This is a genomic window from Klebsiella indica (genome assembly GCF_005860775.1).
Lineage (GTDB): Bacteria > Pseudomonadota > Gammaproteobacteria > Enterobacterales > Enterobacteriaceae > Klebsiella > Klebsiella indica.
In genome coordinates, this window is record NZ_VCHQ01000007.1 from 100466 (window position 1) to 123155 (window position 22690).

20 protein-coding genes, 1 CRISPR repeat array and 1 riboswitch are annotated in these 22690 nt (G+C 57.1%); of the genes, 8 read left to right on the forward strand and 12 right to left on the reverse strand.

What is annotated here, in order from left to right; genetic code table 11:
• The first annotated feature begins 31 nt into the window (after positions 1-31).
• Positions 32-973 carry a sugar-binding transcriptional regulator gene (locus FE839_RS06105; protein ID WP_138359951.1) on the forward strand — a complete coding sequence of 314 codons (942 nt, stop codon included), beginning with the start codon at positions 32-34 and terminating at the stop codon, positions 971-973.
• A gap of 129 nt (positions 974-1102) precedes the next feature.
• Here FE839_RS06105 and fbaB read toward each other — a convergent pair whose 3' ends face one another.
• From fbaB to thiM, 3 genes are all read right to left on the reverse strand, one after another.
• Positions 1103-2155 (reverse strand): class I fructose-bisphosphate aldolase, encoded by a 1053-nt coding sequence (gene fbaB / locus FE839_RS06110; protein ID WP_138359952.1) that lies wholly within the window; start codon positions 2153-2155, stop codon positions 1103-1105.
• 292 nt (positions 2156-2447) lie between these two features.
• Complete coding sequence (thiD, locus tag FE839_RS06115) at positions 2448-3248, reverse strand: bifunctional hydroxymethylpyrimidine kinase/phosphomethylpyrimidine kinase (protein ID WP_138359953.1); 801 nt, start codon at positions 3246-3248, stop codon at positions 2448-2450.
• Positions 3245-4018: a hydroxyethylthiazole kinase gene (thiM, locus tag FE839_RS06120; protein WP_138359954.1), complete on the reverse strand. Its 774-nt coding sequence runs from the start codon at positions 4016-4018 to the stop codon at positions 3245-3247. Before thiM ends, thiD begins: the two co-directional genes overlap by 4 nt.
• Before the next feature lie 34 nt (positions 4019-4052).
• A riboswitch (TPP riboswitch) is annotated at positions 4053-4149 on the reverse strand.
• 173 nt (positions 4150-4322) lie between these two features.
• Between thiM and FE839_RS06125 the strand changes: the two genes are divergently transcribed.
• Entirely contained in the window at positions 4323-4745 is a 423-nt protein-coding gene (locus FE839_RS06125; protein ID WP_138359955.1) for a universal stress protein, read from the forward strand.
• 249 nt (positions 4746-4994) lie between these two features.
• Positions 4995-5634: direct repeats of the CRISPR family, unit length 29 nt; unit sequence CGGTTTATCCCCGCTTGCGCGGGGAACAT.
• Between the two features lie 188 nt (positions 5635-5822).
• Here FE839_RS06125 and FE839_RS06130 read toward each other — a convergent pair.
• Complete coding sequence (locus FE839_RS06130) at positions 5823-6746, reverse strand: LysR family transcriptional regulator (RefSeq protein ID WP_138359956.1); 924 nt, start codon at positions 6744-6746, stop codon at positions 5823-5825.
• A gap of 130 nt (positions 6747-6876) precedes the next feature.
• Between FE839_RS06130 and FE839_RS06135 the strand changes: the two genes are divergently transcribed.
• Both FE839_RS06135 and FE839_RS06140 read left to right on the forward strand, forming a co-directional pair.
• Positions 6877-8688, forward strand: a complete 1812-nt coding sequence (locus FE839_RS06135; protein ID WP_138359957.1) for an adenine deaminase — start codon at positions 6877-6879, stop codon at positions 8686-8688.
• 2 nt (positions 8689-8690) lie between these two features.
• Positions 8691-10034: an NCS2 family permease gene (locus FE839_RS06140; RefSeq protein ID WP_138359958.1), complete on the forward strand. Its 1344-nt coding sequence runs from the start codon at positions 8691-8693 to the stop codon at positions 10032-10034.
• Positions 10035-10097: 63 nt separating this feature from the next.
• Here FE839_RS06140 and FE839_RS06145 read toward each other — a convergent pair whose 3' ends face one another.
• Entirely contained in the window at positions 10098-11012 is a 915-nt protein-coding gene (locus tag FE839_RS06145; protein WP_138359959.1) for a LysR family transcriptional regulator, read from the reverse strand.
• A 170-nt stretch (positions 11013-11182) separates the two neighbouring features.
• Between FE839_RS06145 and FE839_RS06150 the strand changes: the two genes are divergently transcribed.
• Complete coding sequence (locus FE839_RS06150) at positions 11183-11500, forward strand: RcnB family protein (RefSeq protein WP_138359960.1); 318 nt, start codon at positions 11183-11185, stop codon at positions 11498-11500.
• A 220-nt stretch (positions 11501-11720) separates the two neighbouring features.
• On the opposite strand, the gene apbC is transcribed toward FE839_RS06150, so the two are convergent.
• Positions 11721-12830 (reverse strand): iron-sulfur cluster carrier protein ApbC, encoded by a 1110-nt coding sequence (gene apbC, locus FE839_RS06155; RefSeq protein WP_138359961.1) that lies wholly within the window; start codon positions 12828-12830, stop codon positions 11721-11723.
• A gap of 152 nt (positions 12831-12982) precedes the next feature.
• On the opposite strand from apbC, the gene metG reads away from it, so the two are divergent.
• A complete protein-coding gene (gene metG / locus FE839_RS06160; RefSeq protein ID WP_138359962.1) occupies positions 12983-15016 on the forward strand; it encodes a methionine--tRNA ligase in 2034 nt (677 codons plus the stop codon).
• Between the two features lie 609 nt (positions 15017-15625).
• Here metG and FE839_RS06165 read toward each other — a convergent pair.
• From FE839_RS06165 to FE839_RS06175, 3 genes are read right to left on the reverse strand one after another with little or no spacing between them, the layout of a single operon-like run.
• On the reverse strand, positions 15626-16093 hold the full coding sequence (locus FE839_RS06165; protein ID WP_138359963.1) for a YehS family protein: 468 nt from the start codon (positions 16091-16093) through the stop codon (positions 15626-15628).
• Between the two features lie 53 nt (positions 16094-16146).
• Positions 16147-16866 (reverse strand): two-component system response regulator BtsR, encoded by a 720-nt coding sequence (gene btsR / locus FE839_RS06170; protein ID WP_138359964.1) that lies wholly within the window; start codon positions 16864-16866, stop codon positions 16147-16149.
• Positions 16860-18548, reverse strand: a complete 1689-nt coding sequence (locus tag FE839_RS06175; protein ID WP_138359965.1) for a sensor histidine kinase — start codon at positions 18546-18548, stop codon at positions 16860-16862. The genes btsR and FE839_RS06175 overlap by 7 nt, the downstream gene beginning before the upstream one ends.
• 210 nt (positions 18549-18758) lie before the next feature.
• Between FE839_RS06175 and FE839_RS06180 the strand changes: the two genes are divergently transcribed.
• Together FE839_RS06180 and FE839_RS06185 are read left to right on the forward strand one after the other, a co-directional pair.
• Positions 18759-19550: a MerR family transcriptional regulator gene (locus FE839_RS06180; protein WP_138359966.1), complete on the forward strand. Its 792-nt coding sequence runs from the start codon at positions 18759-18761 to the stop codon at positions 19548-19550.
• A 228-nt stretch (positions 19551-19778) separates the two neighbouring features.
• A complete protein-coding gene (locus FE839_RS06185; RefSeq protein ID WP_138359967.1) occupies positions 19779-19892 on the forward strand; it encodes a protein YohO in 114 nt (37 codons plus the stop codon).
• Here the strand turns inward: FE839_RS06185 and FE839_RS06190 are convergent.
• The 3 genes from FE839_RS06190 to FE839_RS06200 are packed head-to-tail and all read right to left on the reverse strand — an operon-like array spanning position 19867 to position 22685.
• Positions 19867-20604 (reverse strand): ABC transporter permease, encoded by a 738-nt coding sequence (locus FE839_RS06190; protein WP_138359968.1) that lies wholly within the window; start codon positions 20602-20604, stop codon positions 19867-19869. The two genes, FE839_RS06185 and FE839_RS06190, sit on opposite strands and share 26 nt — an antisense overlap.
• On the reverse strand, positions 20588-21535 hold the full coding sequence (locus FE839_RS06195) for an ABC transporter ATP-binding protein (protein WP_138359969.1): 948 nt from the start codon (positions 21533-21535) through the stop codon (positions 20588-20590). The genes FE839_RS06190 and FE839_RS06195 overlap by 17 nt, the downstream gene beginning before the upstream one ends.
• Positions 21528-22685 (reverse strand): ABC transporter permease, encoded by a 1158-nt coding sequence (locus FE839_RS06200; protein WP_138359970.1) that lies wholly within the window; start codon positions 22683-22685, stop codon positions 21528-21530. Before FE839_RS06200 ends, FE839_RS06195 begins: the two co-directional genes overlap by 8 nt.
• Positions 22686-22690: the final 5 nt, after the last annotated feature.

Below are 22690 nucleotides of genomic sequence, written 5' to 3' on the forward strand. Positions count from 1 at the left end.
GCCGTGGCCAGACACTTAGGGGCAGGAAACCATGAGTAAAGAAGATGATATCCGGCTGGATCAAAAGGTCCGCGCCGCATGGATGTACTACATCGCCGGGCAGAATCAGAGCGAGATCGCCAGCCAGCTTGGCACCTCGCGACCGGTAGTACAGCGGCTGATCGCCGCTGCAAAAGAAGAAGGGATCGTATCGATTAGCTTGCATCATCCCGTGGCGAACTGCCTCGATTATGCGCAGTTGTTGCAGGAAAAATACCAGCTTATCGAGTGCAATATCGTCCCCGCCTTTAGTGAAGAAAGTACCCTGGATAGCGTGTCGTTTGGCTGCTATCAACTGATGGCGCGCTATCTGCAGGACGACAAAGAGAAAATCATCGGCCTTGGTTCTGGCCTGACCCTGAAGAAAGCGCTGCAACGCATCGATTTCGATAGCCTGAATACCCGCTGCGTGGCGCTAATCAGCGCCATGGATGCCGACGGTCAGTGCAACTACTACGATGACGTCCCGCTACTGCTGACCAGTAAAATTAAGGCGAAGTACTATCAGTGGCCCGCGCCACGCTACGCACAAACCCAGGAAGAGCATGATATGTGGTGTACCAGCCGGCTTTTCCGCAGCGTTTCTGCCGTCGCACGGCAGGCGGACGTCATCTTTGTGGGGATTGGGCCATTGGGTAGCCAAAGCCCGATATTTAAAGACGGCTTTATCAATCAGGCGCAGATGGATGAGCTAACGGCGCACGGCGGAATCGGCGAGATCATGGGGCGCTTTATTGATGCCGAAGGCAGCGTGGTTGACAGCGAAATCAACAGAATGATCACCAGCTACGATATTCGCCAGAACCAGTGCCCGCGTATCGCGGTGGCGTGCGGGGAGTATAAGCGTCTGGCTATTCTGGCAGCGCTGAAAGGCGACTGGATCAACGGTCTGGTAACCGATGAACACACCGCCCGCTGGCTGCTGACGCGCTGACGCCAACAACCGGAAAGGAACAGCGGCCGCTCACAGGCAGCGGCCCCAGCCATAGCTCCCGGCGCCCCCATAGCGTCAGTCAACACCGCGCCGCAAGAGGACGCCGATATCTGTCAGGGCTACGCCGCGTTAAGCAATGGTGACTTTGCTATCGAGATAGACATCCTGCACGGCATTAATCAATTTCACGCCGTCGGCCATCGATTTTTTAAACGCTTTGCGGCCCAGAATCAGTCCCATCCCGCCCGCGCGCTTATTGATTACCGCCGTACGCACCGCATCGGAGAGGTCAGTCTCGCCACCCGCCGCACCGCCGGAGTTAATCAGCCCGGCACGGCCCATATAGCAGTTCGCCAGTTGATAACGCACCAGGTCAATCGGGTTGTCGGTGGTTAATTTGCTGTAAACCCGGTCATCGGTATAGCCGAAATTCACCGCTTTATAGCCGCCGTTATTTTCCGCCATTTTCTGCTTCACAATATCCGCGCCGATCGTCGCCGCCAGATGGTTAGCCTGACCGGTTAAGTCAGCGGAAACGTGATAGTCGACGCCATCTTTCTTAAACGCCGGGTTACGCAGATAAGCCCAGAGTACGGTGACCAGCCCAAGTTCATGCGCCCGTTCAAAGGCCGCGGAAATCTCCTCAATCTGGCGACGAGACTGTTCAGAACCGAAATAAATCGTCGCCCCTACCGCCACGGCCCCCATATTGAACGCCTGCTCGACGCTGGCGTACAGCGTCTGGTCATACTCCGTCGGATAGCTTAGCGTTTCGTTATGGTTCAGTTTGACCAGGAAAGGGATACGGTGCGCATAGCGGCGGGACACCGAGGCCAGCACGCCATAGGTGGAAGCCACGCAGTTACACCCGGCTTCAATCGCCAGTTCAACGATATTTTTCGGATCAAAGTACAGCGGGTTGGCGGCAAAGGAGGCGCCAGCAGAGTGTTCTACGCCCTGGTCCACCGGCAGGATGGACAGATATCCGCTTCCCGCCAGACGCCCGGTGTTATACAGCGTTTGCATATTACGCAGCACCGCCGGCGGGCGATTATTATCAATCATCACCCGGTCAACGTAGTCCGCGCCCGGTAAATAGAGCTGGTCGGCTGGAATAGTCATACAACGGTGCTGTAAGAGTGTGTCGGCATCTTTGCCAAGCAACTGCGTAATATCAGTCATAGCTATCTCCCGTAAGTGCCGGTCGAAACCGGCAAGCATTTTCCCCGCCCAATTGTTTAGACCCTGGAGCATTCACGTTGCAGGACGGCGGCCAGTGAACGACAGCGTCGTCAGAAACGCACCTGACCAGCCAAAAGCGGGCGAAAGATGAATGAACCGAGTCACACAACCAACGCATATGCAGCCTGAAGTCTGCCGGGTATGGGCAGAGTAAGCCTGGTACCAACTCAGCAGATTTTCCAGCCGGGCGCGCAATTTTTCAGCCTTACCCACTGGCACGTTGTCATGGCGTTTACCACCAGGCGTGGAAATGGTGGACCGGGCCAATCCCGTGCCCCACTTCCAATGAATCCGCCTGCGCCAGCGCCGCAGAGAGCCAGCTTTTCGCTTCCGTTACGGTCTGTTGCCAGGAGTCATAACGAGGATGTAGCGCCGCCAGCGCCGCCGATAATGTACAGCCCGTGCCGTGAGTATTTTTGGTCTGTACTCTTGGCGCGGTAAAGCGTTGCTCCCCTTCGCGGGTAAACAGCCAGTCCGGGCTCTCGGCGTCATCCAGATGGCCGCCCTTCATTAATACCGCGCCGCAGCCTGATGCCAGTAGGGCTCTCCCTTGCTCCAGCATCTCCTGTTCACTGCGCGCGTGCGGCGCATCCAGCAGCGCCGCCGCTTCCGGCAGATTCGGGGTGATCAGCGCCACCTGCGGCAGCAGGCGCTGGCGCAGCGTTTGCACCGCGCTGTCGGAGAGCAGCGGATCGCCGCTTTTCGCCAGCATCACCGTATCCAGCACCACATTTTTAATCTGATAACGCGCCAGCCGCTCCGCCACCGCTTCCACAATATCGGCTTCCGCCAGCATACCGATTTTGGTGGTGTCGATTCGTACATCGCTAAACACCGAATCCAACTGCGCGGCGACAAAATCGGGTTCAATGCGGTACACCGACTGCACGCCGCGGGTATTTTGCGCCACCAGCGCGGTAATGACCGAGCAGCCATAAGCGCCCAACGCTGAGAAGGTTTTGAGATCCGCCTGGATCCCCGCGCCGCCGCTTGGGTCGGTGCCGGCGATCGTTAAGGCATTGATTCGTTTCATTGGCCGCCCTCCGCGTACAGCGCATCAAGAAAAGCGGGAGTGAAGCTGCCAGGCCCACCCTGCTGCGCCGCTTTTCCACCGGCGAGTTTCATCAGGCCGCAGGCCGCGGCGACGTTCTCCAGACGGTCGCCGGGCATCGCTGTGCTGGCGGCAACCACTGCCGACAGCGCGCAGCCGGTACCGACCACCCGGGTCATCAGCGGATCGCCTCCGGAGACCATCAGCGTGCGCTGGCCATCGGTGATGTAATCAACCTCGCCGGTTACCGCGACCACGGTATTTAACTGGCGAGCCAACGCTTCGGCGGCGGGCAGCGCAGCAGCGGCGCTATCGGTGGTATCGACGCCGCGCCCGCCGCCGCTCATTCCGGCAAGGGCCAACACTTCCGAAGCATTGCCGCGTATCGCGGCAGGCTGTAGCGCCAGCAGTTGCCGACAAAATTCAGTGCGCAGCGTTAGTGCGCCAACCGCTACTGGATCCAGCACCCACGGTTTTCCCGCCTGCCGCGCACTGTGCGCCGCCGCGCGCATCGCCGCGGCGCGTTCTACCGTCAGGGTGCCGACATTAATCAGCAGCGCATCGGCAATCGCAGAAAACTGGCTGGCTTCGTCCGGGTCGATAACCATCGCGGGCGAAGCGCCTGTCGCTAAAAGCACGTTGGCGGTAAATGTCTGCACCACGTCATTCGTCATGCAGTGAATAAGGGGGGAATGGCTGCGTAAAAGGTGCCGCAGACGGGCAATTTGCGCGGGGTTTAGCAGGTCAGGCATCGTTTGCTCCCGCCAGGCGATGAAGAAGCGACGACCCTGCGGTCTCTGACTTCCCTACGCTGGCATTATCCAGATCAGGTGGTACGGGTATTTCTCAGCCTTCACAAGGAAGGGCACCCCGAGTCATTGAGAGATAAAACGTTCTCAGCAGGCAGGTTACGGTATGTCTCTACACAACGCAAGCGACTGCTGATAAGAGAAATAATGTAAGAATATTTAGCGGTACAGCACATTGTTGGATTTGCTTTCCCCTCACGACGGATACACTATGATAAAAAGTGCAACCTTACTTTGAGGTGTCGCTATGCCCGTTTATCACCATGCTCTGGTGCTGATCAACAACAGCCTTGATGGTGTTCCGTTGCTCCAGCACGCCGCCAAAATGGCGGAAGAGAACGCCCTGCGTATTACCATTGCTCATATCAGTACCGACTACCGGGCGCTGAATTATGTCTCCGATAGTCTGCTGGACGATGACGTTTCTCAGGAGGTCATTCAGGCTAAAGCCTTGCTGAGCGAACTGGCGGCGACGGTCTCTATCCCTGTGCAGACGCTCTCGTTGGTCACCACTCGTCGTTTTGCCGATGTTGAAGAGTGCGTGCGCCAGCGAAATATCGATTTGATTATCGCCGGGCATCATAACCGGCTGCTGGGCGTGCTCTCCTCGCACTCTATGGAATACATTAATCACCTGGCCACCGACGTGCTGATCAAGCATCTGCCTTAGCATCCTTTCCCGGAGGCGCTGAGCCTGTCCGGGCCACCATACCGGCGCAGCGCTGTTGCCAATGAGACAGGTCAGGCTTTTGCCGCCATCCGGTAGAAATGCGAGCACAATGTTTGATACAGGTTTGTCATCAGCCTCTTACTGGTCGTCAGTTTGAATCCTTACCCGTTCGGCGTTCAGGGCATCCAGATCAGTGTGGAAGACTGTAGCCAGACCACGAGCCTTCATTAGCTCGGTTAGCACATTGCGCGGTTTATCCCCGCTTGCGCGGGGAACATGAACTTTTCTGAGCATAAAACTATACTCCCTGCGGTTTATCCCCGCTTGCGCGGGGAACATTGTCCAGGCCTCAAGAGCTGCGACCATTTCCGCGGTTTATCCCCGCTTGCGCGGGGAACATTGAAGGCAATAGTTTCTGCCAGATTGCCGATACGGTTTATCCCCGCTTGCGCGGGGAACATCAGTCGTGCAGAGTCGTGTTGCCGTGCTCGCGCGGTTTATCCCCGCTTGCGCGGGGAACATGCTGATATCGCGATGTTTATTGCTCAGATAGGCCGGTTTATCCCCGCTTGCGCGGGGAACATTGTGTGCTGTTCCGCAAGAACGTCCGCGCGGGCGGTTTATCCCCGCTTGCGCGGGGAACATCTCCAGATAACATGCATCCCGCGCCAGATAAGCGGTTTATCCCCGCTTGCGCGGGGAACATGCCATATAAATAGCGTTTATTCACGCCCGGTCCGGTTTATCCCCGCTTGCGCGGGGAACATGGTATTCTCCTCATCTTAGTGATGAGCTTACCTGGTTTATCCCCGCTTGCGCGGGGAACATACCATCCGGCGTGGTCAACGGCTCGGCGTTGCCGGTTTATCCCCGCTTGCGCGGGGAACATACTAAATATATCTTATTGTTTTATAATAAATTTATCGACACAAAACATTCTACCGACATTTTTGCAACAACATGATTTTATTAAAGAGCTATAACGCTTTGATTTTAAAAGACACGATACTGTATTCCATTGCCTCTCTCGTATTTCACCAAAACAAGCGGCGATAGCTATACCTCTACAGAATGCCTCTACAAATCCACTTCCCGCAGCGAACTCTGCAGTAAACAAAAACACGCTTCAATTAACGGCGGCAGGGGCTGTGGCCCGCGCATAAGCGCCACGGTCCGCGTCAGCGCTGGCTGCTGAAGCTGAGCAATCTTCAACGCAGGGTCCTGAAGGTGGGTGGTATAGAGCTCAGGCAAAATCGCCACCGCCAGCCGGGAGCGCACCAGACCATATAGCGTTTCAATATAGTCCACCTGATAACGGGTATTTAACGTCAGCCGATGGCTCTCCACCAGCGCCCCGACCAGACGCTGAATATTACCTTTTGAGAATACCGCAATATCGCGCCCCGCCAGCAGCTTCCACGGTAAATGCGGCTGCCCGGCCAGCGGATCGTCACGATGCAGTACCGCAACGAACGGATCTTCACGCAAAGGATAAACCTGCAGTTCAGGCGGCAACGAACGATCAATGGCGCCTACGGCAAAATCTATCTTCCCCGACAAAAGCTCGCAAAACAGAGCATCGTTAGTCTGATCGTGAAACTCCACCCTAAGGCGCGGAAAAGCCTGCGCCAGCGTCTGAGGCAACAACGGAAACAGCAGCGAGCTAACCGAGGGCACCAGGCCAATACGTACCGTACCGTCGCCACCCGCTTCGACAATCTGCCGCATATCCTGAAACGCCAGTTGCGCCACGCTCAATACCCGCCGGGCATGCGGCAAAATCGCCGCCCCCAGATCGGTCAAAGTAACCGCAGAAGCCGTGCGATTGACCAGCTTCCCGCCCAGTACCGTCTCAATTTGCCGCAGCGCGCTGCTTAGCGCCGGTTGGCTGATCGCCAGGCGATTAGCGGTATCGGTGAAATGGCGTAGCTCAGCCAGGGTCACAAAATACTGGATCTGCTTAAGGGAGAGCGCAGGCAGACGCTGCCAGGGTTCGGTCATAGGATTCTTCGTCTTCACTAACGATTATTCTGCAGAATAACCCGAAGTTATCGGGCGATAAATTTATTCATCTGGGCAAACGTTTGCACTGCCCCTAGAGTATCCGCATTATCCTTGTGCCGGAGATGTTATGTCCAGCAGTGCTGAAATCCGCCGTCGCGCCGTTCAGGCCGCTCGCGGAGAATCCCCGTTCGATCTCTTATTGACCGACGCGCAGATTGTCGATATGGCGACCGGCGAAATCCGCGAGGCCGATGTTGGCATCGTCGGTGAAACCATCGCCAGCGTACATCCACGCGGCAGCCGTTCCGATGCCCGCGAACATCGCTCCCTGGCGGGATGTTTTTTGTCGCCAGGGCTGATGGATACTCATGTCCACCTTGAAAGCTCTCACCTGCCGCCGGAACGTTATGCTGAAATCGTCCTGGCCCAGGGCACCACGGCGGTGTTCTGGGATCCCCATGAACTGGCCAACGTACTGGGCGTGGACGGTGTGCGCTATGCCGTCGCCGCCAGTCGCCATCTCCCCTTGCAGGTAATGGTGGCCGCGCCCTCCAGCGTGCCGTCAACGCCGGGGCTGGAGATGTCTGGCGCCGATTTTGCTGGCGCGGAGATGCAAACCATGCTGGCATGGCCGGAAGTACGCGGCGTCGCGGAAGTGATGGATATGCATGGCGTACTGCACGGCAGCGAGCGGATGCAGGAGATCGTTCAGGCCGGTCTGGACAGCGGTAAGCTGATTGAAGGCCACGCCCGCGGTTTGAGCGGCGCGGATCTCCAGGCCTATCTTGCCGCCGGCGTCACGTCCGATCACGAACTGACCTCAGCGGAAGATGCACTGGAAAAACTGCGCGCCGGGCTGACTATCGAAATTCGAGGTTCGCACCCTTACCTGCTGCCGGAGATCGTTAAAGCATTGAAAACGCTGCCGCATCTCTCCTCGCAAATCACCGTCTGCACCGATGATGTCCCGCCGGATATGCTACTGGAAAAAGGTGGGATCATTGCCCTGCTCAATCTACTGATTGAACAGGGCCTGCCGGTAACCGACGTCTTGCGCTTCGCGACCCTCAACGCGGCGATCCGTCTGCAGCGTCACGATCTGGGGCTAATTGCCGCCGGGCGTCGCGCCGATCTGGTCGCTTTCGATTCATTAGAAAAGCTTAACGCGCGGCAAGTCTACGTCGCCGGTAAGCTGATTGCGCAAAACGGCGCCCTGCTCCAGCCGGTTCCGGCGGCGAGCGGCGTAACGCCGCCGCGCGACACGCTGCGGATTGCGCCGCTAAGCCCTGACGATTTTGTCCTCCGCGTCGGCGATATTCGCCACGGCGTCGCCCGCCTGCGGCATATTCGCGGCGCGCGTTTTACCCAGTGGGGTGAAGTTGAGGTACAGGTTCGCGATGGCAAAGTGCAACTCCCGGACGGCTTTAGCCTGATTTGGGTTAAGCATCGCCACGGTCGCCACCGGGCGACGCCGCAAATCGCCCTGTTAGAGGGCTGGGGGGAGCTGCGCGGCGCTATCGCCACCAGCTACTCACACGACTCGCATAACCTGGTGGTACTGGGCCGCGATGCCGACGATATGGCGCTGGCGGCAAACCGACTGATCGCATCCGGCGGCGGCATGGCGCTGTCGCAGCGGGGCAACATTCTCGCTCACGTGGCGATGCCGATTGCCGGAATGCTCTCCGACTTACCGGCTCCGGAACTGGCCCGGCAGTTCCGCCAGCTTCGCGATCTGAGCGCCGAGATTGCGGACTGGCAACCACCGTACCGCGTGTTTAAGGCAATTGAAGGCACCTGCCTCGCCTGTAATGCCGGTCCGCATTTGACTGATTTAGGTTTGACCGACGGCAGCACCCGCCAGATAGTCGAACCGCTGATAGACTGCCGGGAAATCCCGGAACACACGCATCACAACAATAATCTTCAGGGAGCCTGAGCATGGCCGACAATACCCTTCATACCTCTACGCAAGCAAGCTGGCTGGAGCGCCGTTTTGCTTTGTATTCCCGCGGCAGCACGCTGCGCACCGAGTGCCTCGCCGGTATTACCGGTTTTCTCGCCGCCGCCTATCTGCTGGTGGTTATCCCCGGTCTGCTGGCGGTGGGCGGAATGGATAAAGGCGCGGCGACCACCGGTACGATTCTGGTATTTATCGGCGGCACGCTACTGATGGCGTTTTACGCCAACCTGCCGTTTATCGTCGGGCCGGGGATCGGCGGCTCGGTACTGGTCGGCGTGACGCTCGCGGGCAGCGAGGGAATTGGCTGGCAGGTCGGTCTCGGTATCGCCTGCTGGTCGGGGATTCTGTTTTTCCTGCTAACCAAATTCGGCCTGCGCGAAGTGGTCACCCGTTCGGTGCCGCAGTCCATTAAGCTCGGTCTGACGGCCTCCATCGGGCTGTTCGTCGCCGTGCTGGGGTTTCGCAACGCCGGGCTGGTGCTGGCCAACGCCAAAACCCATGCCCTGATGCTTGGCGATTTTCTCTCTCCGGGAGCGCTGGTGGCGCTTTGCGGACTGTTTCTGGCAATTGCCCTGCAGGCAAGAAAAATCCCCGGTTCGATTTTGTGGGCAATCCTCTTCGCCACCCTCATCGGTATTCCAATGGGCGTGGCCAGACTACCGCAGAGCTTTATTGATCTGCCCCACTCGCTGACGCCGGTGCTTGGGCAAATCGACATGTTCGGCGCGCTAAATATCGCCTTTCTGCCGTTCCTGTTCGTCTTTTTCGCTTCGGAATTCTTTTCCACGATGGGCACCACCCTGGCGGTGGGCGGCGAAGCAGGGTTGCTGGATGAAGAAGGCAATATGCCGCATATTAATCGCCCGTTTATGGTCGACTCGATCGCCGCCGCCATTGGCCCCTGGCTCGGTATTCCGGCGGCTACCGCGCTGATTGAGTCTTCGGCGGCCGCGGAAGCTGGCGGCAAAACCGGATTAACCGCGCTGTCGGCGGCGGTGATGTTCCTGCTGATGCTGCTGTTTACACCTGTCGCGCTCATGATCCCAAAAGAGGCTACCGCCCCTGCGCTGATTCTGATCGGTTTGAATATGTTCAGCGGTCTGCGCAAAGTGGATCTGGCGAATTTCACCGACGGGCTGCCGGTGCTGATGATGGTGATGATCACCCTGATTGCCAATAGCTTCGGGACCGGGATTGCCGGTGGGCTGCTGTTTTACGTGGTGATTAAGACCATTGCCGGAAAATGGCGGGAAATCCCGATTGGCCTGTGGATCCTCTCTGTTCCCCTGGTGTACTACTTTACAACGCTGGTGAAACATTAACTTATCCCGCAAGCGAGGCGTTGCCCTGGCCCGAACGCGCGCGGCATGAACCACGTCGCCCTGTCAGCGCAGCGCTATCGGGGAATTGATGGCTTCACAGTATGCTTTCACCTCCTGATACAACAAGCGCACCGCGGCAGAGAGCTGCTTGCGGTGTGGACAAATCATATTCAGCGGCACCCGATCTCCCTGATAGTGCGGCAGCAGAACCTGCAGCCGCCCTTCACGGATATCATCGCCGACGTCCAGTTGAGATTTAAACGCTATGCCCTCCCCGGCAATGGCCAGGCGACGAATCACCTCCGCATCATCACTCACAATAGTGCCGGAAACCTGAACGTGGTGTACCTGACCATCCAGACTGAGCGGCCAGCGGTCGAACGCTCTGCCTCGCAGCACGTAAGTCAGCGCATTGTGTCGCGCCAGATCCGCCAGCGTCTGCGGTTCGCCATGTTCGGCAATCCAGCCCGGTGAGGCCACCAGCACCCGGCGGTTTTCCGGCGCAACCGGCAAAGAAATAAACGAGGCGCTGCCATTATCACCGTAGCGAAACGCAACATCTACCGGATCTTTAAACACATCGGTCAGATGGTCAGAAAACAGAATCCGTAAATGCAGCGCAGGATGGCGCTGGCGAAAAGCACGAAACACACGCAGAAGCAGATTACGCCCAAGATCCGACGGTACGGCAATTTGTAACGTGCCGTGAACCTCATCATCCTGAGGGTGAATTTTTTGCAAACCAGCATGCAAAGTATCGAGCATTTGCGTCGCGTAGGGTAGCCAGATCGCCCCTTCCGGCGTCAGGCGTAAACTCCGTGTTGAACGGGCAAAGAGACGAATATTCAGCATCGTTTCCAGACGCTTGATCGCCGCGCTGACCTGCGCGGGCTGCAGCCCCGCTTCCCGCGCCGCATCGCTGAAACTGTTCAATGCCGCTGCGCGGACAAACAATGCCAGATCTTCCAGCCTGAACATAGGAACCCCCAAACCTGGATTATTCTCAAAACAGGCGTAATTCGCCCAAAAATCGTCAGTGCATCGCCGTTTACTTACACTTTTAAGCACTCAAACACTTGCCATTTGCTTCATGCATCGGGAATGATACGGGGCTGCGATTTTGTGTCCAGGATAATAATGAGGATATTATGCGTAAAACAAAAATGATGCTTCTGGGCGTACTCTTGGCCTGCACCAGCGGAGCATGGGCTGCTACCGACAGCGCGATACAGAAATATGCGCTGGATGGCGTTACCGCAGACTTCAAACAATTCCGCATCGGCGATACCGTACCGCCGCTGTACCTCACGCCAGAATATAATATAAAGCAGTGGCAGTTGCGCAATCTTCCGGCGCCTGATGCCGGTACTCACTGGACTTATATGGGCGGGAGCTACGTACTGATTACCGATACCGGGGGAAAAATCCTCAAAATCTATGATGGCGAGATTTTCTACCATCGTTAACATCCACTCGCCAGCGCGCCATCTCTGCCGCTGGCGTGCTGCGGCTTTTTTCAGCGGATAAAACATCACGCTATAGCAACGATAAGCGTCATTATTATCCGCGCCCTGCAATAACATTAACATCCCGGTACTGACCTGGCCGATCGGCATAACTTTCTTGCGATGCGTATAAAAAAACCGTGCGCTGCAAAACACCGCACGGTTCAGCATGATAAGAGAATTACACCGCGCGGAAGGCGATCTCGCCGGGGATCACTTCCCCTTGCCAGTACAACTGCGCCGCGACGCGGTCTGCCAGTTGGCGATAAATTTCGGTAAACTCGCTTTCCGGACGCGCCACCACCGTCGGCGTGCCTTTGTCGAGATCTTCACGCAGAGTGATATGCAGCGGCAACTGGCCCAGCAGCTGAGTGTGGTATTTTTCCGCCAGCTTTTGCGCGCCGCCGGTACCGAAGATAGGTTCGTGGTGGCCGCAGTTGCTGCAAATATGCACGCTCATGTTTTCCACGATACCCAGCACCGGCACGTCGACTTTTTCAAACATCACGATGCCTTTTTTGGCGTCAATCAGCGCGATATCCTGCGGCGTGGTGACCACGACCGCGCCGGTTACCGGAATGTTCTGCGCCAGCGTCAGCTGAATGTCGCCGGTGCCTGGCGGCATATCCAGCACCAGATAATCAAGATCCGGCCATAATGTTTCCTGCAACATCTGCATCAGTGCTTTACTGGCCATCGGGCCGCGCCACACCATGGCGTTGTCGTCGGTCACCAGATAACCGATGGAGTTGGTGGCGAGACCAAATTTCATAATCGGCGCCATATGGGTGCCGTCCGGCGAGGTCGGACGCTGGTCTTCCGCGCCAAGCATGGTCGGGATCGAGGGGCCGTAAATATCGGCATCCAGCAGTCCGACTTTCGCCCCTTCCGCCGCCAGCGCCAGCGCCAGGTTGACCGCCGTGGACGATTTGCCCACCCCGCCTTTGCCCGAACTGATGGCGATGATATTTTTCACACCGTTGATACCGGGCTGGTTTTTCACCCGCTGAAGGGTCGCGATACTGTGCGTCAGCTTCCAGTCGATGGCTTTCGCCCCGGTAATACGCAGTAGCTCCGCGCTGCACTGCTCTTTTAACGTTTCAAATGCGCTATGCCAGACAAACGGCATCTGAATTTCGATATGTACGGTTTCATCCAGCCAGGCGACGTGATGCAGCGCCTTCAAGGTGGTGAGGTTATGTTTCAGGGTTGGGTGCTGGAAATTGGCCAGGGTCCCGGCGACCATCGCGCGTAGACGTTCGGGGGATTTGCCCAGGATTTGCGAACTCATCCCGACTCCTTTTGTTATTGTGAGTTGAATCTTGCCGCTTAAGTTTACCCCAAAGGGAATAATTCCCCCACAATAAGCTTTGGGCTTACCAAATTATTGCCTTTGCGGTAACATCAAACCCCCTTTTTACAATAGAAGATGTAATCCCCACTATGACTCAAGTCGCGAAGAAAATTCTGGTAACGTGCGCGCTGCCGTACGCAAACGGCTCAATCCACCTCGGCCACATGCTGGAGCACATCCAGGCTGATGTCTGGGTCCGTTACCAGCGAATGCGCGGCCACGAAGTCAACTTCATCTGCGCCGACGACGCTCACGGCACGCCGATCATGCTGAAAGCGCAACAGCTCGGCATCACGCCGGAGCAGATGATTGGCGAAATGAGTCAGGAGCATCAGACCGACTTTGCTGGCTTCGACATCAGCTACGATAACTATCACTCCACGCACAGCGAGGAAAACCGCGAGCTGTCGGAGCTTATCTACACGCGCCTGAAAGAGAATGGTTTCATCAAGAATCGCACCATCTCTCAGCTCTACGATCCGGAAAAAGGCATGTTCCTGCCGGACCGTTTCGTCAAAGGCACCTGCCCGAAATGTAAATCTCCGGATCAGTACGGCGACAACTGCGAGGTGTGCGGCGCGACCTACAGCCCGACCGAGCTTATCGAGCCGAAATCGGTGGTTTCCGGCGCCACGCCGGTGATGCGCGACTCCGAGCACTTCTTCTTCGATCTGCCATCATTCAGCGACATGCTGCAGGCGTGGACCCGCAGCGGCGCGCTGCAGGAGCAGGTGGCGAATAAAATGCAGGAGTGGTTCGAATCCGGCCTGCAGCAGTGGGATATCTCCCGCGACGCGCCGTACTTCGGCTTCGAAATCCCCAACGCGCCGGGCAAATATTTCTACGTCTGGCTGGACGCGCCGATTGGCTATATGGGTTCCTTCAAGAACCTGTGCGATAAGCGCGGCGATACCACCCGCTTCGATGAATACTGGAAAAAAGACTCCAGCACCGAGCTGTATCACTTTATCGGCAAAGATATCGTCTACTTCCACAGCCTGTTCTGGCCAGCCATGCTGGAAGGCAGCAATTTCCGCAAGCCGACCAACCTGTTCGTGCACGGCTACGTGACGGTCAACGGCGCGAAGATGTCCAAGTCACGCGGTACCTTTATTAAGGCCAGTACCTGGCTAAACCATTTTGACGCCGATAGCCTGCGCTACTACTACACCGCCAAGCTCTCCTCGCGTATTGATGACATCGACCTGAATCTGGAAGATTTCGTCCAGCGTGTGAACGCCGACATCGTCAATAAAGTGGTTAACCTGGCATCGCGTAACGCCGGTTTTATCAATAAACGTTTCGACGGCGTGCTGTCCGCTGAGCTGGCCGATCCGGCGTTGTACAAGACCTTCACCGACGCGGCGGCCACCATTGGCGAAGCCTGGGAGAGCCGTGAGTTCGGTAAAGCCATCCGCGAGATCATGGCGCTGGCCGACGTCGCGAACCGCTACGTTGATGAGCAGGCCCCGTGGGTTGTCGCCAAACAGGAAGGCCGCGATGCCGACCTGCAGGCCATCTGCACCATGGGCCTGAACATGTTCCGCGTGCTGATGACCTGGCTGAAGCCGGTTCTCCCGCAGCTGGCGGCGCGCGCCGAAGCGTTCCTCAATAGCGAACTAAGCTGGGATGCTATCCAGCAGCCGCTGCTCGGCCATAAGATCAATACTTTCAAGGCGCTGTATAACCGCATTGAGATGAAGCAGGTTGAGGCGCTGGTTGACGCGTCGAAAGAGGAAGTGAAAGCGCTGTCAGCGCCGGTAAGCGGCCCGCTGGCGGAAGATCCGATTCAGGAAACCATCAGTTTTGACGATTTCGCCAAAGTGGATATGCGTATCGCGCTGATTGAAAACGCTGAGTTTGTAGACGGTTCCGACAAGCTGCTGCGCCTGACGCTGGATCTCGGCGGCGAGAAGCGTAACGTCTTCTCCGGTATCCGCTCCGCCTACCCGGACCCGCAGGTTCTGATTGGCCGTCTGACGGTGATGGTCGCCAACCTGGCGCCGCGTAAAATGCGCTTCGGTATGTCGGAGGGTATGGTGATGGCCGCCGGGCCTGGCGGAAAAGATATTTTCCTCTTGAGCCCGGACAGCGGCGCACAGCCAGGTCAGCAGGTTAAGTAATACTGCATAAAGCGCTGCTCCGGCAGCGTTTTTTTATTTATCTATTCTAAAATACCTCACTTTCTTTATTCGGGTGGTTTTAGCGAACGGCCTGATGGGGTGACAGGACTGACGGTATCGTCGGTTTTTTATGACCTACAGCGCCGGGAGAGTAACAGATTGATTGTTGGCTCACCGCAGGGGGGGTGGGCGCATCAAGGAAACCTGGCGGGAACGCAGGCGCGCATCCAGGACTGGCCGCCAGGACGGCGGCCAGAGGGCGGGTCGAGACAGGACAAAATTGCCTGGAGCAATTTTGAACAGCGCTTGCGCTGGCCCTGAAAGGGCGAGTCCCAGGGATGGGACGAGTAATCACGAGTCCCGCCCGGTCCGCCAGATGAAGCCGGAGTGGAGCGGACCGCGCAGCGGCAGGTTTTCAGCGCAATGCCGGGGGTCATGGGGGCGAGCGAAACGCCCCCATTCCGTTCACAGACTGCGGGGATGGCATATATCCTCGTACTGACGGTGAACGGAACAGCACACTGAATCAAATGGGAAAAGCAAATATGCGCCACTTTCTCCACAACCCACCGTTTAACGTCCTCTTTCTGGCCTGGGGCCAGATGCCGGTTACGGCTTCGCGTGCTCGCGCTCGCTCAACCCGCGCAGAAAATAACGCAGGAACTGATCGCCGCACTCACGAAAGTTTTTATGCTCTGGGGCGCGCATCATCGCGGTAATTTCCGGCATGGCGACACGAAATTTCTGTTGGGTAAGAATAGCGAGAATGTCATCTGTCTTCAGAGAGAAGGCGATGCGCAGTTTTTTCAGCACGATATTATTATTCACCCGGCGATCGAGCGCCAGCGGCGGCGCGGCATCATCTTTACCGCGTTTGTCGTAAATCAGGCCGTTAAGAAAACCCGACAACACGATATCCGGGCAGCGCGCAAACCCCTCTTCGTCTTCTTTTTTCAGCCAGGGTACCAGTTGCTCCGCGCTGACCGGCGTATCCGCCAGCGCAAAAATGCGCACCAGGCCGCTATTATTGCTTTTCAGGGTGTAGCGCAGGCTACGTAAGATATCGTTACTGATCATAATGCCTTCATGATGAAAAATTCTGGCGCTAAGTCTATCACGATTCCGCCGTTTTACAGCCCGATCGCCTCTTTCAGGCTTTTCAGATAGCGGCGACTGACCGGTACTGTATGCCCGGCGCGCATCAGCAGCTCCGCCTGACCGTTCTCTTCAAGGCGGATCTCCTTAAGATGGGCCATATTGACCAGATACTGGCGATGGCAACGCAAGAGTGGTGTACGGTTCTCCAGCGTGCGCAGGGTCAGTTCGGTAAATCCTTCCTTCCCTTCGCTGTCAGTCACGTAAATACCGCTCATCCGACTGCTGACAAAAGCCACGTCTTCCATCTGCAGTAACCAGATCCGACTGTGGCCGGTGCAGGGAATATATTTTAGCGCCTGCTGGGTATCGTCGAGAACGGTCATATCCTGCAGGCTGCGCTCCTGGCGCAGGCGAGCCAGCGTTTTTTCCAGCCTCCCGGACTCAATCGGTTTAAGCAAATAATCAAACGCATGCTCTTCGAATGCTTTAACCGCATACTCATCAAAAGCGGTGAGAAACACAATATAGGGCCGATGCTCAGGGTCGAGCATCCCGACCATCTCCAGCCCACTGATCCGCGGCATCTGAATATCCAGAAACAGAACGTCCGGACGCAGTTTATGCACCGCCCCAATCGCCTCGACCGCATTGCCACACTCGCCGACAATCTCAATATCCGGCTGTGCCTCCAGTAGAATACGCAAATTTTCACGCGCCAGCGGTTCATCGTCGACAATCAATACTTTTAACATGCGTTCTCCTCCAGAGGCAGCCGCAGCGTGACGCGGGTAAAACACTCCGGCTCACAGGTAACGGAGATCCCGCAATCGACTCCGAAGCGCGCCCGCAGCCGCCGGTCGACCAGGTTCATGCCCAGCCCGCTAGCGCCAGGTTTGTCCTGATACAACCCGGCGTTATCTTCAATATCCAGCTGCAGCCAGCGCTCATGCTGACTGGCGCGAATGGTAATTTCCCCGACGCCGAGATGCTGCGACGTCCCGTGCTTAATGGCGTTTTCGACAATCGGCTGCAGCGTAAACGCCGGCAACTGATGCTGCGCCAGCGCGTCGGGTACCAGCATCTGAATATGTAAATTGGCCTGGAAACGCGCTTTTTCGATCTGTAAATAGGCGTTCACATGTTCAATTTCATCCGCCAGGGTGACGATTTCCGCAGGCCGTTTCAGGTTTTTGCGGAAGAAGGTCGACAGATACTGCACCAGTTGTCCGGCCTGGTCGCTGTCACGACGAATCACTGCTTTTAGCGTATTCAACGCGTTGAACAGGAAGTGTGGGTTCACCTGGGCGTGCAGCAGCTTAATTTCCGACTGCGTCAGCAACGCTTTCTGCCGCTCATACTGTCCGGCCAGGATCTGCGCCGACAGCAACTGCGCGATGCCCTCCCCCATCGTCCGGTTAATAGAACTAAACAGACGATTTTTCGCTTCATAGAGCTTAATGGTGCCAATCACCCGCTGATTCTCGCCGCGCAGTGGAATAACCAGCGTGGAACCCAGTTTGCAGCCGGGATGAATCGAGCAGCGGTAAGGCACTTCATTACCGTCAGCATAGACCACTTCGCCGGTATCAATCGCCTTTTGGGTATACGAGGAGGAAATCGGCTTACCGGGCAGATGGTGATCGTCGCCGATCCCGGTAAATGCCAGCAGCTTGTCACGATCGGTTATTGCCACCGCGCCAATATCCAGTTCCTGGATCAGTACCTGCGCGACTTTCATACTGTTTTCTTCGTTAAACCCCTGACGCAGGATACCTTCCGTCGAAGCGGCAACTTTTAGCGCCGTGGCCGAGAATGCCGAGGTGTATTTTTCAAACATCGCCCGCTTATCGAGCAGAATGCGCATAAACAGCGCCGCCCCGACGGTATTGGTGACCATCATCGGCGCGGCAATGCTCTGCACCAGATGCAGAGCGTCGGCGAAGGGGCGGGCGATAAGCAGAATAATCAGCATTTGCACCGATTCGGCAAAGAAGGTAATCGCGCCGGCAGTAAGCGGGCTGAAGACTTTATCTGGCCGTCCGCGCTTCACCAGAATACTGTGCACCAGCCCGCCGAGCAGGCCTTCGACGATAGTGGAGACCATGCAGCTCAGCGCCGTCATGCCCCCCAGCGAATAGCGATGCAGCCCGCCAGTCAGCCCCACCAGTCCACCGACCACCGGGCCACCGAGCAGCCCCCCCATCACTGCGCCAATCGCGCGCGTATTGGCAATGGAGTCTTCGATATGCAAACCGAAGTAGGTGCCCAGGATGCAGAAAATGGAAAAGGTGACGTAACAGAGTAATTTGTGCGGCAGGCGAACGGTGACCTGCATCAGAGGGATGAACAGCCGCGTTTTGCTCATCAGCCAGGCAATGACCAAAAACACACACATCTGCTGAAGCAGCAGCAACACCAGATCAAACTCGTACATACCCGCAAACCACACTTCGCCTGAAAGCGCGTAACATACACTGCCCGGTAATAACTTTCTTTGAAGCAATACAAGAAAATGATAATTCAGGGTAACGATCACATTTCTTGCTGCCAGCCCCGTCCTTTTCTGGACAAAAAATAAGCAAAATTGTCGCTTTCAGCCAACAGCTTCTACAGTTAATGCAGGAGAACAGCGCGGGAGGAAAAAATGGCGCTTTATACAATCGGCGAAGTCGCGCAGCTTTGCGACATCAATCCCGTCACGTTACGCGCCTGGCAGCGGCGCTATGGATTATTGAAACCTCAGCGCACCGATGGCGGTCATCGCTTATTCAACGATCATGAGATTGACCGCATTCGCGAAATTAAGCGCTGGATCGATTCCGGCGTTCAGGTCGGGAAAGTGAAAACGCTGTTGATGGACAGCGAACAGGAGATCGCCGATGGCTGGCGCGCCCAGCAAGAGATCCTGCTCGGCTATCTGCAAAATGGCAGCTATCATCGTTTGCGCATGTGGCTGAAAGAGCGCAACCACAGTGAATCAGCGCACACGCTGGTTAAGCATCTGATTAATCCGCTGCGCCAGCGTCTGCTTAGCCCGCAGCCGGCGCTGCGGGCGTTGCGGGGTATTCTTGATGGTATTCTGATTACTCATGTCGCCTGCCATCTTTCTGGCGCCGCAAAACACACAGGCAGCCATGCGCTGGTGATCGGCTGGAATGTGAATGATATTACCCGGCTGTGGCTGGAGGGGTGGATAGCCTGCGAGCAAGGCTGGCGGGTGGATATCCTTGCCCATTCGCTGACCCAGATTCGCCCGGAGCTTTTTCCCGACAGCACATTAATGATCTGGTGCGGCGACGCCCCCTGTAGCGCTCAGGTCAATCAAATGTGTCTCTGGGAGCAACAGCGTCAGGTTATCTGGCTGAATAACGCGACGGCAACCTCTCCCGCAGATCGTACGTATGCGTTGCCCGACGCAGTTCCGCCGGGAAGATGACCGTAGCTAAGAGCCTATCCCATTAGGGCTATTTTGCTTGTCATTTTGAACCCGGGCAGTGCTCAGAATCCTCACGTACTAGGTGTACGCTCCGGTTCTTCCCCGCTGGCCGTATTCAAACTGGCTGCGCCAATAACGCCTGGTGGGATAGGCGCTAAAAAGCAATTAATGTTTTATTAACACCTGCGCTTCACCGTATAATCCCTGCGTTAACATCAGGAGCCTAATATGAAGCCAGCGAAAATTGCGGTCATCACTCTGTTCTTAGTTATGGCCATCGGCGGGATTGGCGGCGTTATGCTGGCCGGTTACTCGTTTATTGTTCGCGGCGGTGTCGGCTGATTCGCCGATTCAGCCGCTCAAAGCCACGGTCGACGATAATCGCCGCCAGCGCCACCAGCAGCGCCCCCTGGATGACATAAGCGGTATTAAACCCGCTCAGACCGATAACAATCGGCGTACCGAGCGTGTCCGCGCCTACCGTTGAAGCGATGGTCGCCGTGCCAATATTCACGATGGTTGATGTACGAATACCGGCCAGCATCACTGGCGCCGCCAGCGGCAGCTCCACTTTTATCAGCCTCTGCCAGCCGCTCATCCCCATCCCCTGAGCGATAGTTAATACCCCTGACGGCACCGCGCCCAACCCGGCCAGCGTACCCTGCAAAACCGGCAATATGCCATACAACGCCAAAGCAATCAGCGCAGGCTGCCAGCCAAATCCCATCACCGGAACCGCAATCGCCAGCACAGCCACCGGTGGAAATGTCTGTCCCATCGCAGCGATGGTCTCCACCAGCGGTCGAAACTCCTGGCCTGCCGGGCGCGTCACCGCAATCCCGCCCCCGACGCCCGCTACCGTAGCGGACAGGCTGGAGAGCGCCACCAGCCAAAAGTGCGCCAGCGTCAGTGAGACAAAGCTCTCCTGCTGGTAAACCGGGCGCGGCAATTGCGGAAACAGCGTGCTGAACAGCGGCGCGCTGTAGGGCAATACCAGCAACAAGACGACAAACATGGCCGTAAGCCACAGCAGCGGATCATGCAGAACTTTCACGCCGGACCTCCTCGCGTAGCAGGTCGGCAAAATGCAGCGTCCCGCAGGCTTGCCCCTGTTCATCGACTACTGGTAGCGCCTCACAACGGCGGGCGACGAACTGCGACAGCGCCTCGCGCAGAGTCATCACCACGCTTAAGGCGTCTCCCTTCAGACGCTCGTCGCGGCGCAGGTAGTCGCCCACCCGACGCAGCGACAGCAGACGCACCCCCAGCTCGCTACGACCAAAGAAGGTTCGCACAAACGAATTCTTCGGTTGCAGAAGCATCTGCAGCGGTTCGCCCTGCTGCACGACTTCGCCGCCATCCATCAGCACCAGATGATCCGCCAACCGCAGGGCCTCATCGATATCGTGGGTTACCAGCACAATCGTCCGTCCCAGCAGGCGATGAATGCGAATCATCTCCTGCTGTAAGGCTTCACGGGTGACCGGGTCAAGCGCGCCAAAGGGTTCATCCATTAGCAACACTTGCGGATTAGCCGCCAGCGCGCGGGCCACGCCGACACGCTGCTGCTGACCGCCGGACAACTGGTGCGGATAGCGTTCGCGCAGTTGTGGCTCCAGCCCCAACAATGCCATCAGCTCATCAACTCGTCGCTGCGTTTTCTGCCGCGACCACTTTTGCAACTGCGGGACGGTGGCAATGTTCTGCGCCACCGTCCAGTGGGGAAACAGACCGATGGACTGAATGGCGTAACCCATTCTACGGCGCAGTTCGAGAACCGGTTGTTGGCGAATATCCTGCCCGGCGAAACGGATAGCGCCGCTATCGTGCTCCACCAGACGATTAATCATCTTCAGCGTGGTTGATTTCCCCGAGCCGGAGGTGCCGATCAACACTGAAAATGCCCCCTCGCGCAGATGCAGATTAAGGTTTTTCACCGCAGGCTGTCCGGCAAAGGCTTTGTTAACGCCGTCGAATTCAATCACTGACCTCTCCTTTCAGTAGCGCACCCCACAGCGCGAATAGCGCATCGACCACCACCGCCAGCGCGATAGTGGGGATCACACCCAGCAAAACCAGATCCAGCGCGCTGCTGAGCAGCCCCTGGAAAACCAGCGCCCCGAAACCGCCCGCCCCAATCAGGGCCGCCACCACCGCCATACCGACGGTTTGCACGCTGACGACCCGCAGGCTGCGCAACAATACGGGCAATGCCAGCGGGAGCTGTATCTGATAAAAACGCTGGAGAGCGCTCATACCCATCGCCAGAGCGCTCTCCAGCGCTTCCCGCGGCACCTGTTGCAGGCCGGTAACCACGCCGCGAACCAGCGGCAATAGCGCATACAGAACCAGGGCGATCAATGCGGGGGCTGTGCCGGTCCCGGAAACGCCAAGTTGCGCCAGCGACGGAAACTGACGGGCTAACCCGGCCAACGGCGCGATAAGCAGGCCAAACAATGCAATGGAGGGAATGGTCTGAATAACGTTGAGTACAGCAAATACCGTCGATTGCCAGCCGGGATACCGCCAGAGCCAAACGCCAACAGGCAGGCTAATCAGCAGCCCCGGCAGCAGAGTGCCGAACAGCAGCGTCAGATGCTGATACAGCGCATTGTCAAAAACATCGCGACGATTGGCGTATTCTTTAAGTAAGGAGAGCCCATTGAGAGTACCCAGCCAGAGCAGCAGAGCGGGCAGCAGCCAGATTTGCGCATTCAACAGCCAGCGCCATAGCGTACGGCGCGTCATGCGGCGAACAGCGTCGCTGGCGATAAGCAGACAGAACGCCAGCGCCAGCCACAGACCACTGCCGGGAGAGGTGCGCGCCAGAGGAGAACCGCTCTGTTCCAATAGCAGCGCGCTTTTTCCGGCGCCCCACAGCAAGAGCGGCAGCAGCATCTCCGCCAGCAGAAAAATAAGCAACGGTGGAAAGCGTCCGGGACACCAGCACAGCAGCACCGCGAGTAGCGCAACCGCCGCCTGTACGCCTGCCAGCCACGAACTGACCTGCCACAGCCAGCGCCCCTCGCCGGATAACAGCCGATTGGGCGCATAATTGATAAATGGCAGCGCCATCACCAGCAGCAGTAACAGCGCCAGCAGCAGCGCAACCCGGTTATAGCAGCGAATCGTCACGCGGG

Coding starts and splice junctions, on each gene's coding strand:
- FE839_RS06105 (WP_138359951.1), top strand. CDS start 32: ATGAGTAAAGAAGATGATATCCGGCTGGATCAAAAGGTCCGCGCCGCA.
- fbaB (WP_138359952.1), bottom strand. CDS start 2,155: ATGACTGATATTACGCAGTTGCTTGGCAAAGATGCCGACACACTCTTA.
- thiD (WP_138359953.1), bottom strand. CDS start 3,248: ATGAAACGAATCAATGCCTTAACGATCGCCGGCACCGACCCAAGCGGC.
- thiM (WP_138359954.1), bottom strand. CDS start 4,018: ATGCCTGACCTGCTAAACCCCGCGCAAATTGCCCGTCTGCGGCACCTT.
- FE839_RS06125 (WP_138359955.1), top strand. CDS start 4,323: ATGCCCGTTTATCACCATGCTCTGGTGCTGATCAACAACAGCCTTGAT.
- FE839_RS06130 (WP_138359956.1), bottom strand. CDS start 6,746: ATGACCGAACCCTGGCAGCGTCTGCCTGCGCTCTCCCTTAAGCAGATC.
- FE839_RS06135 (WP_138359957.1), top strand. CDS start 6,877: ATGTCCAGCAGTGCTGAAATCCGCCGTCGCGCCGTTCAGGCCGCTCGC.
- FE839_RS06140 (WP_138359958.1), top strand. CDS start 8,691: ATGGCCGACAATACCCTTCATACCTCTACGCAAGCAAGCTGGCTGGAG.
- FE839_RS06145 (WP_138359959.1), bottom strand. CDS start 11,012: ATGTTCAGGCTGGAAGATCTGGCATTGTTTGTCCGCGCAGCGGCATTG.
- FE839_RS06150 (WP_138359960.1), top strand. CDS start 11,183: ATGCGTAAAACAAAAATGATGCTTCTGGGCGTACTCTTGGCCTGCACC.
- apbC (WP_138359961.1), bottom strand. CDS start 12,830: ATGAGTTCGCAAATCCTGGGCAAATCCCCCGAACGTCTACGCGCGATG.
- metG (WP_138359962.1), top strand. CDS start 12,983: ATGACTCAAGTCGCGAAGAAAATTCTGGTAACGTGCGCGCTGCCGTAC.
- FE839_RS06165 (WP_138359963.1), bottom strand. CDS start 16,093: ATGATCAGTAACGATATCTTACGTAGCCTGCGCTACACCCTGAAAAGC.
- btsR (WP_138359964.1), bottom strand. CDS start 16,866: ATGTTAAAAGTATTGATTGTCGACGATGAACCGCTGGCGCGTGAAAAT.
- FE839_RS06175 (WP_138359965.1), bottom strand. CDS start 18,548: ATGTACGAGTTTGATCTGGTGTTGCTGCTGCTTCAGCAGATGTGTGTG.
- FE839_RS06180 (WP_138359966.1), top strand. CDS start 18,759: ATGGCGCTTTATACAATCGGCGAAGTCGCGCAGCTTTGCGACATCAAT.
- FE839_RS06185 (WP_138359967.1), top strand. CDS start 19,779: ATGAAGCCAGCGAAAATTGCGGTCATCACTCTGTTCTTAGTTATGGCC.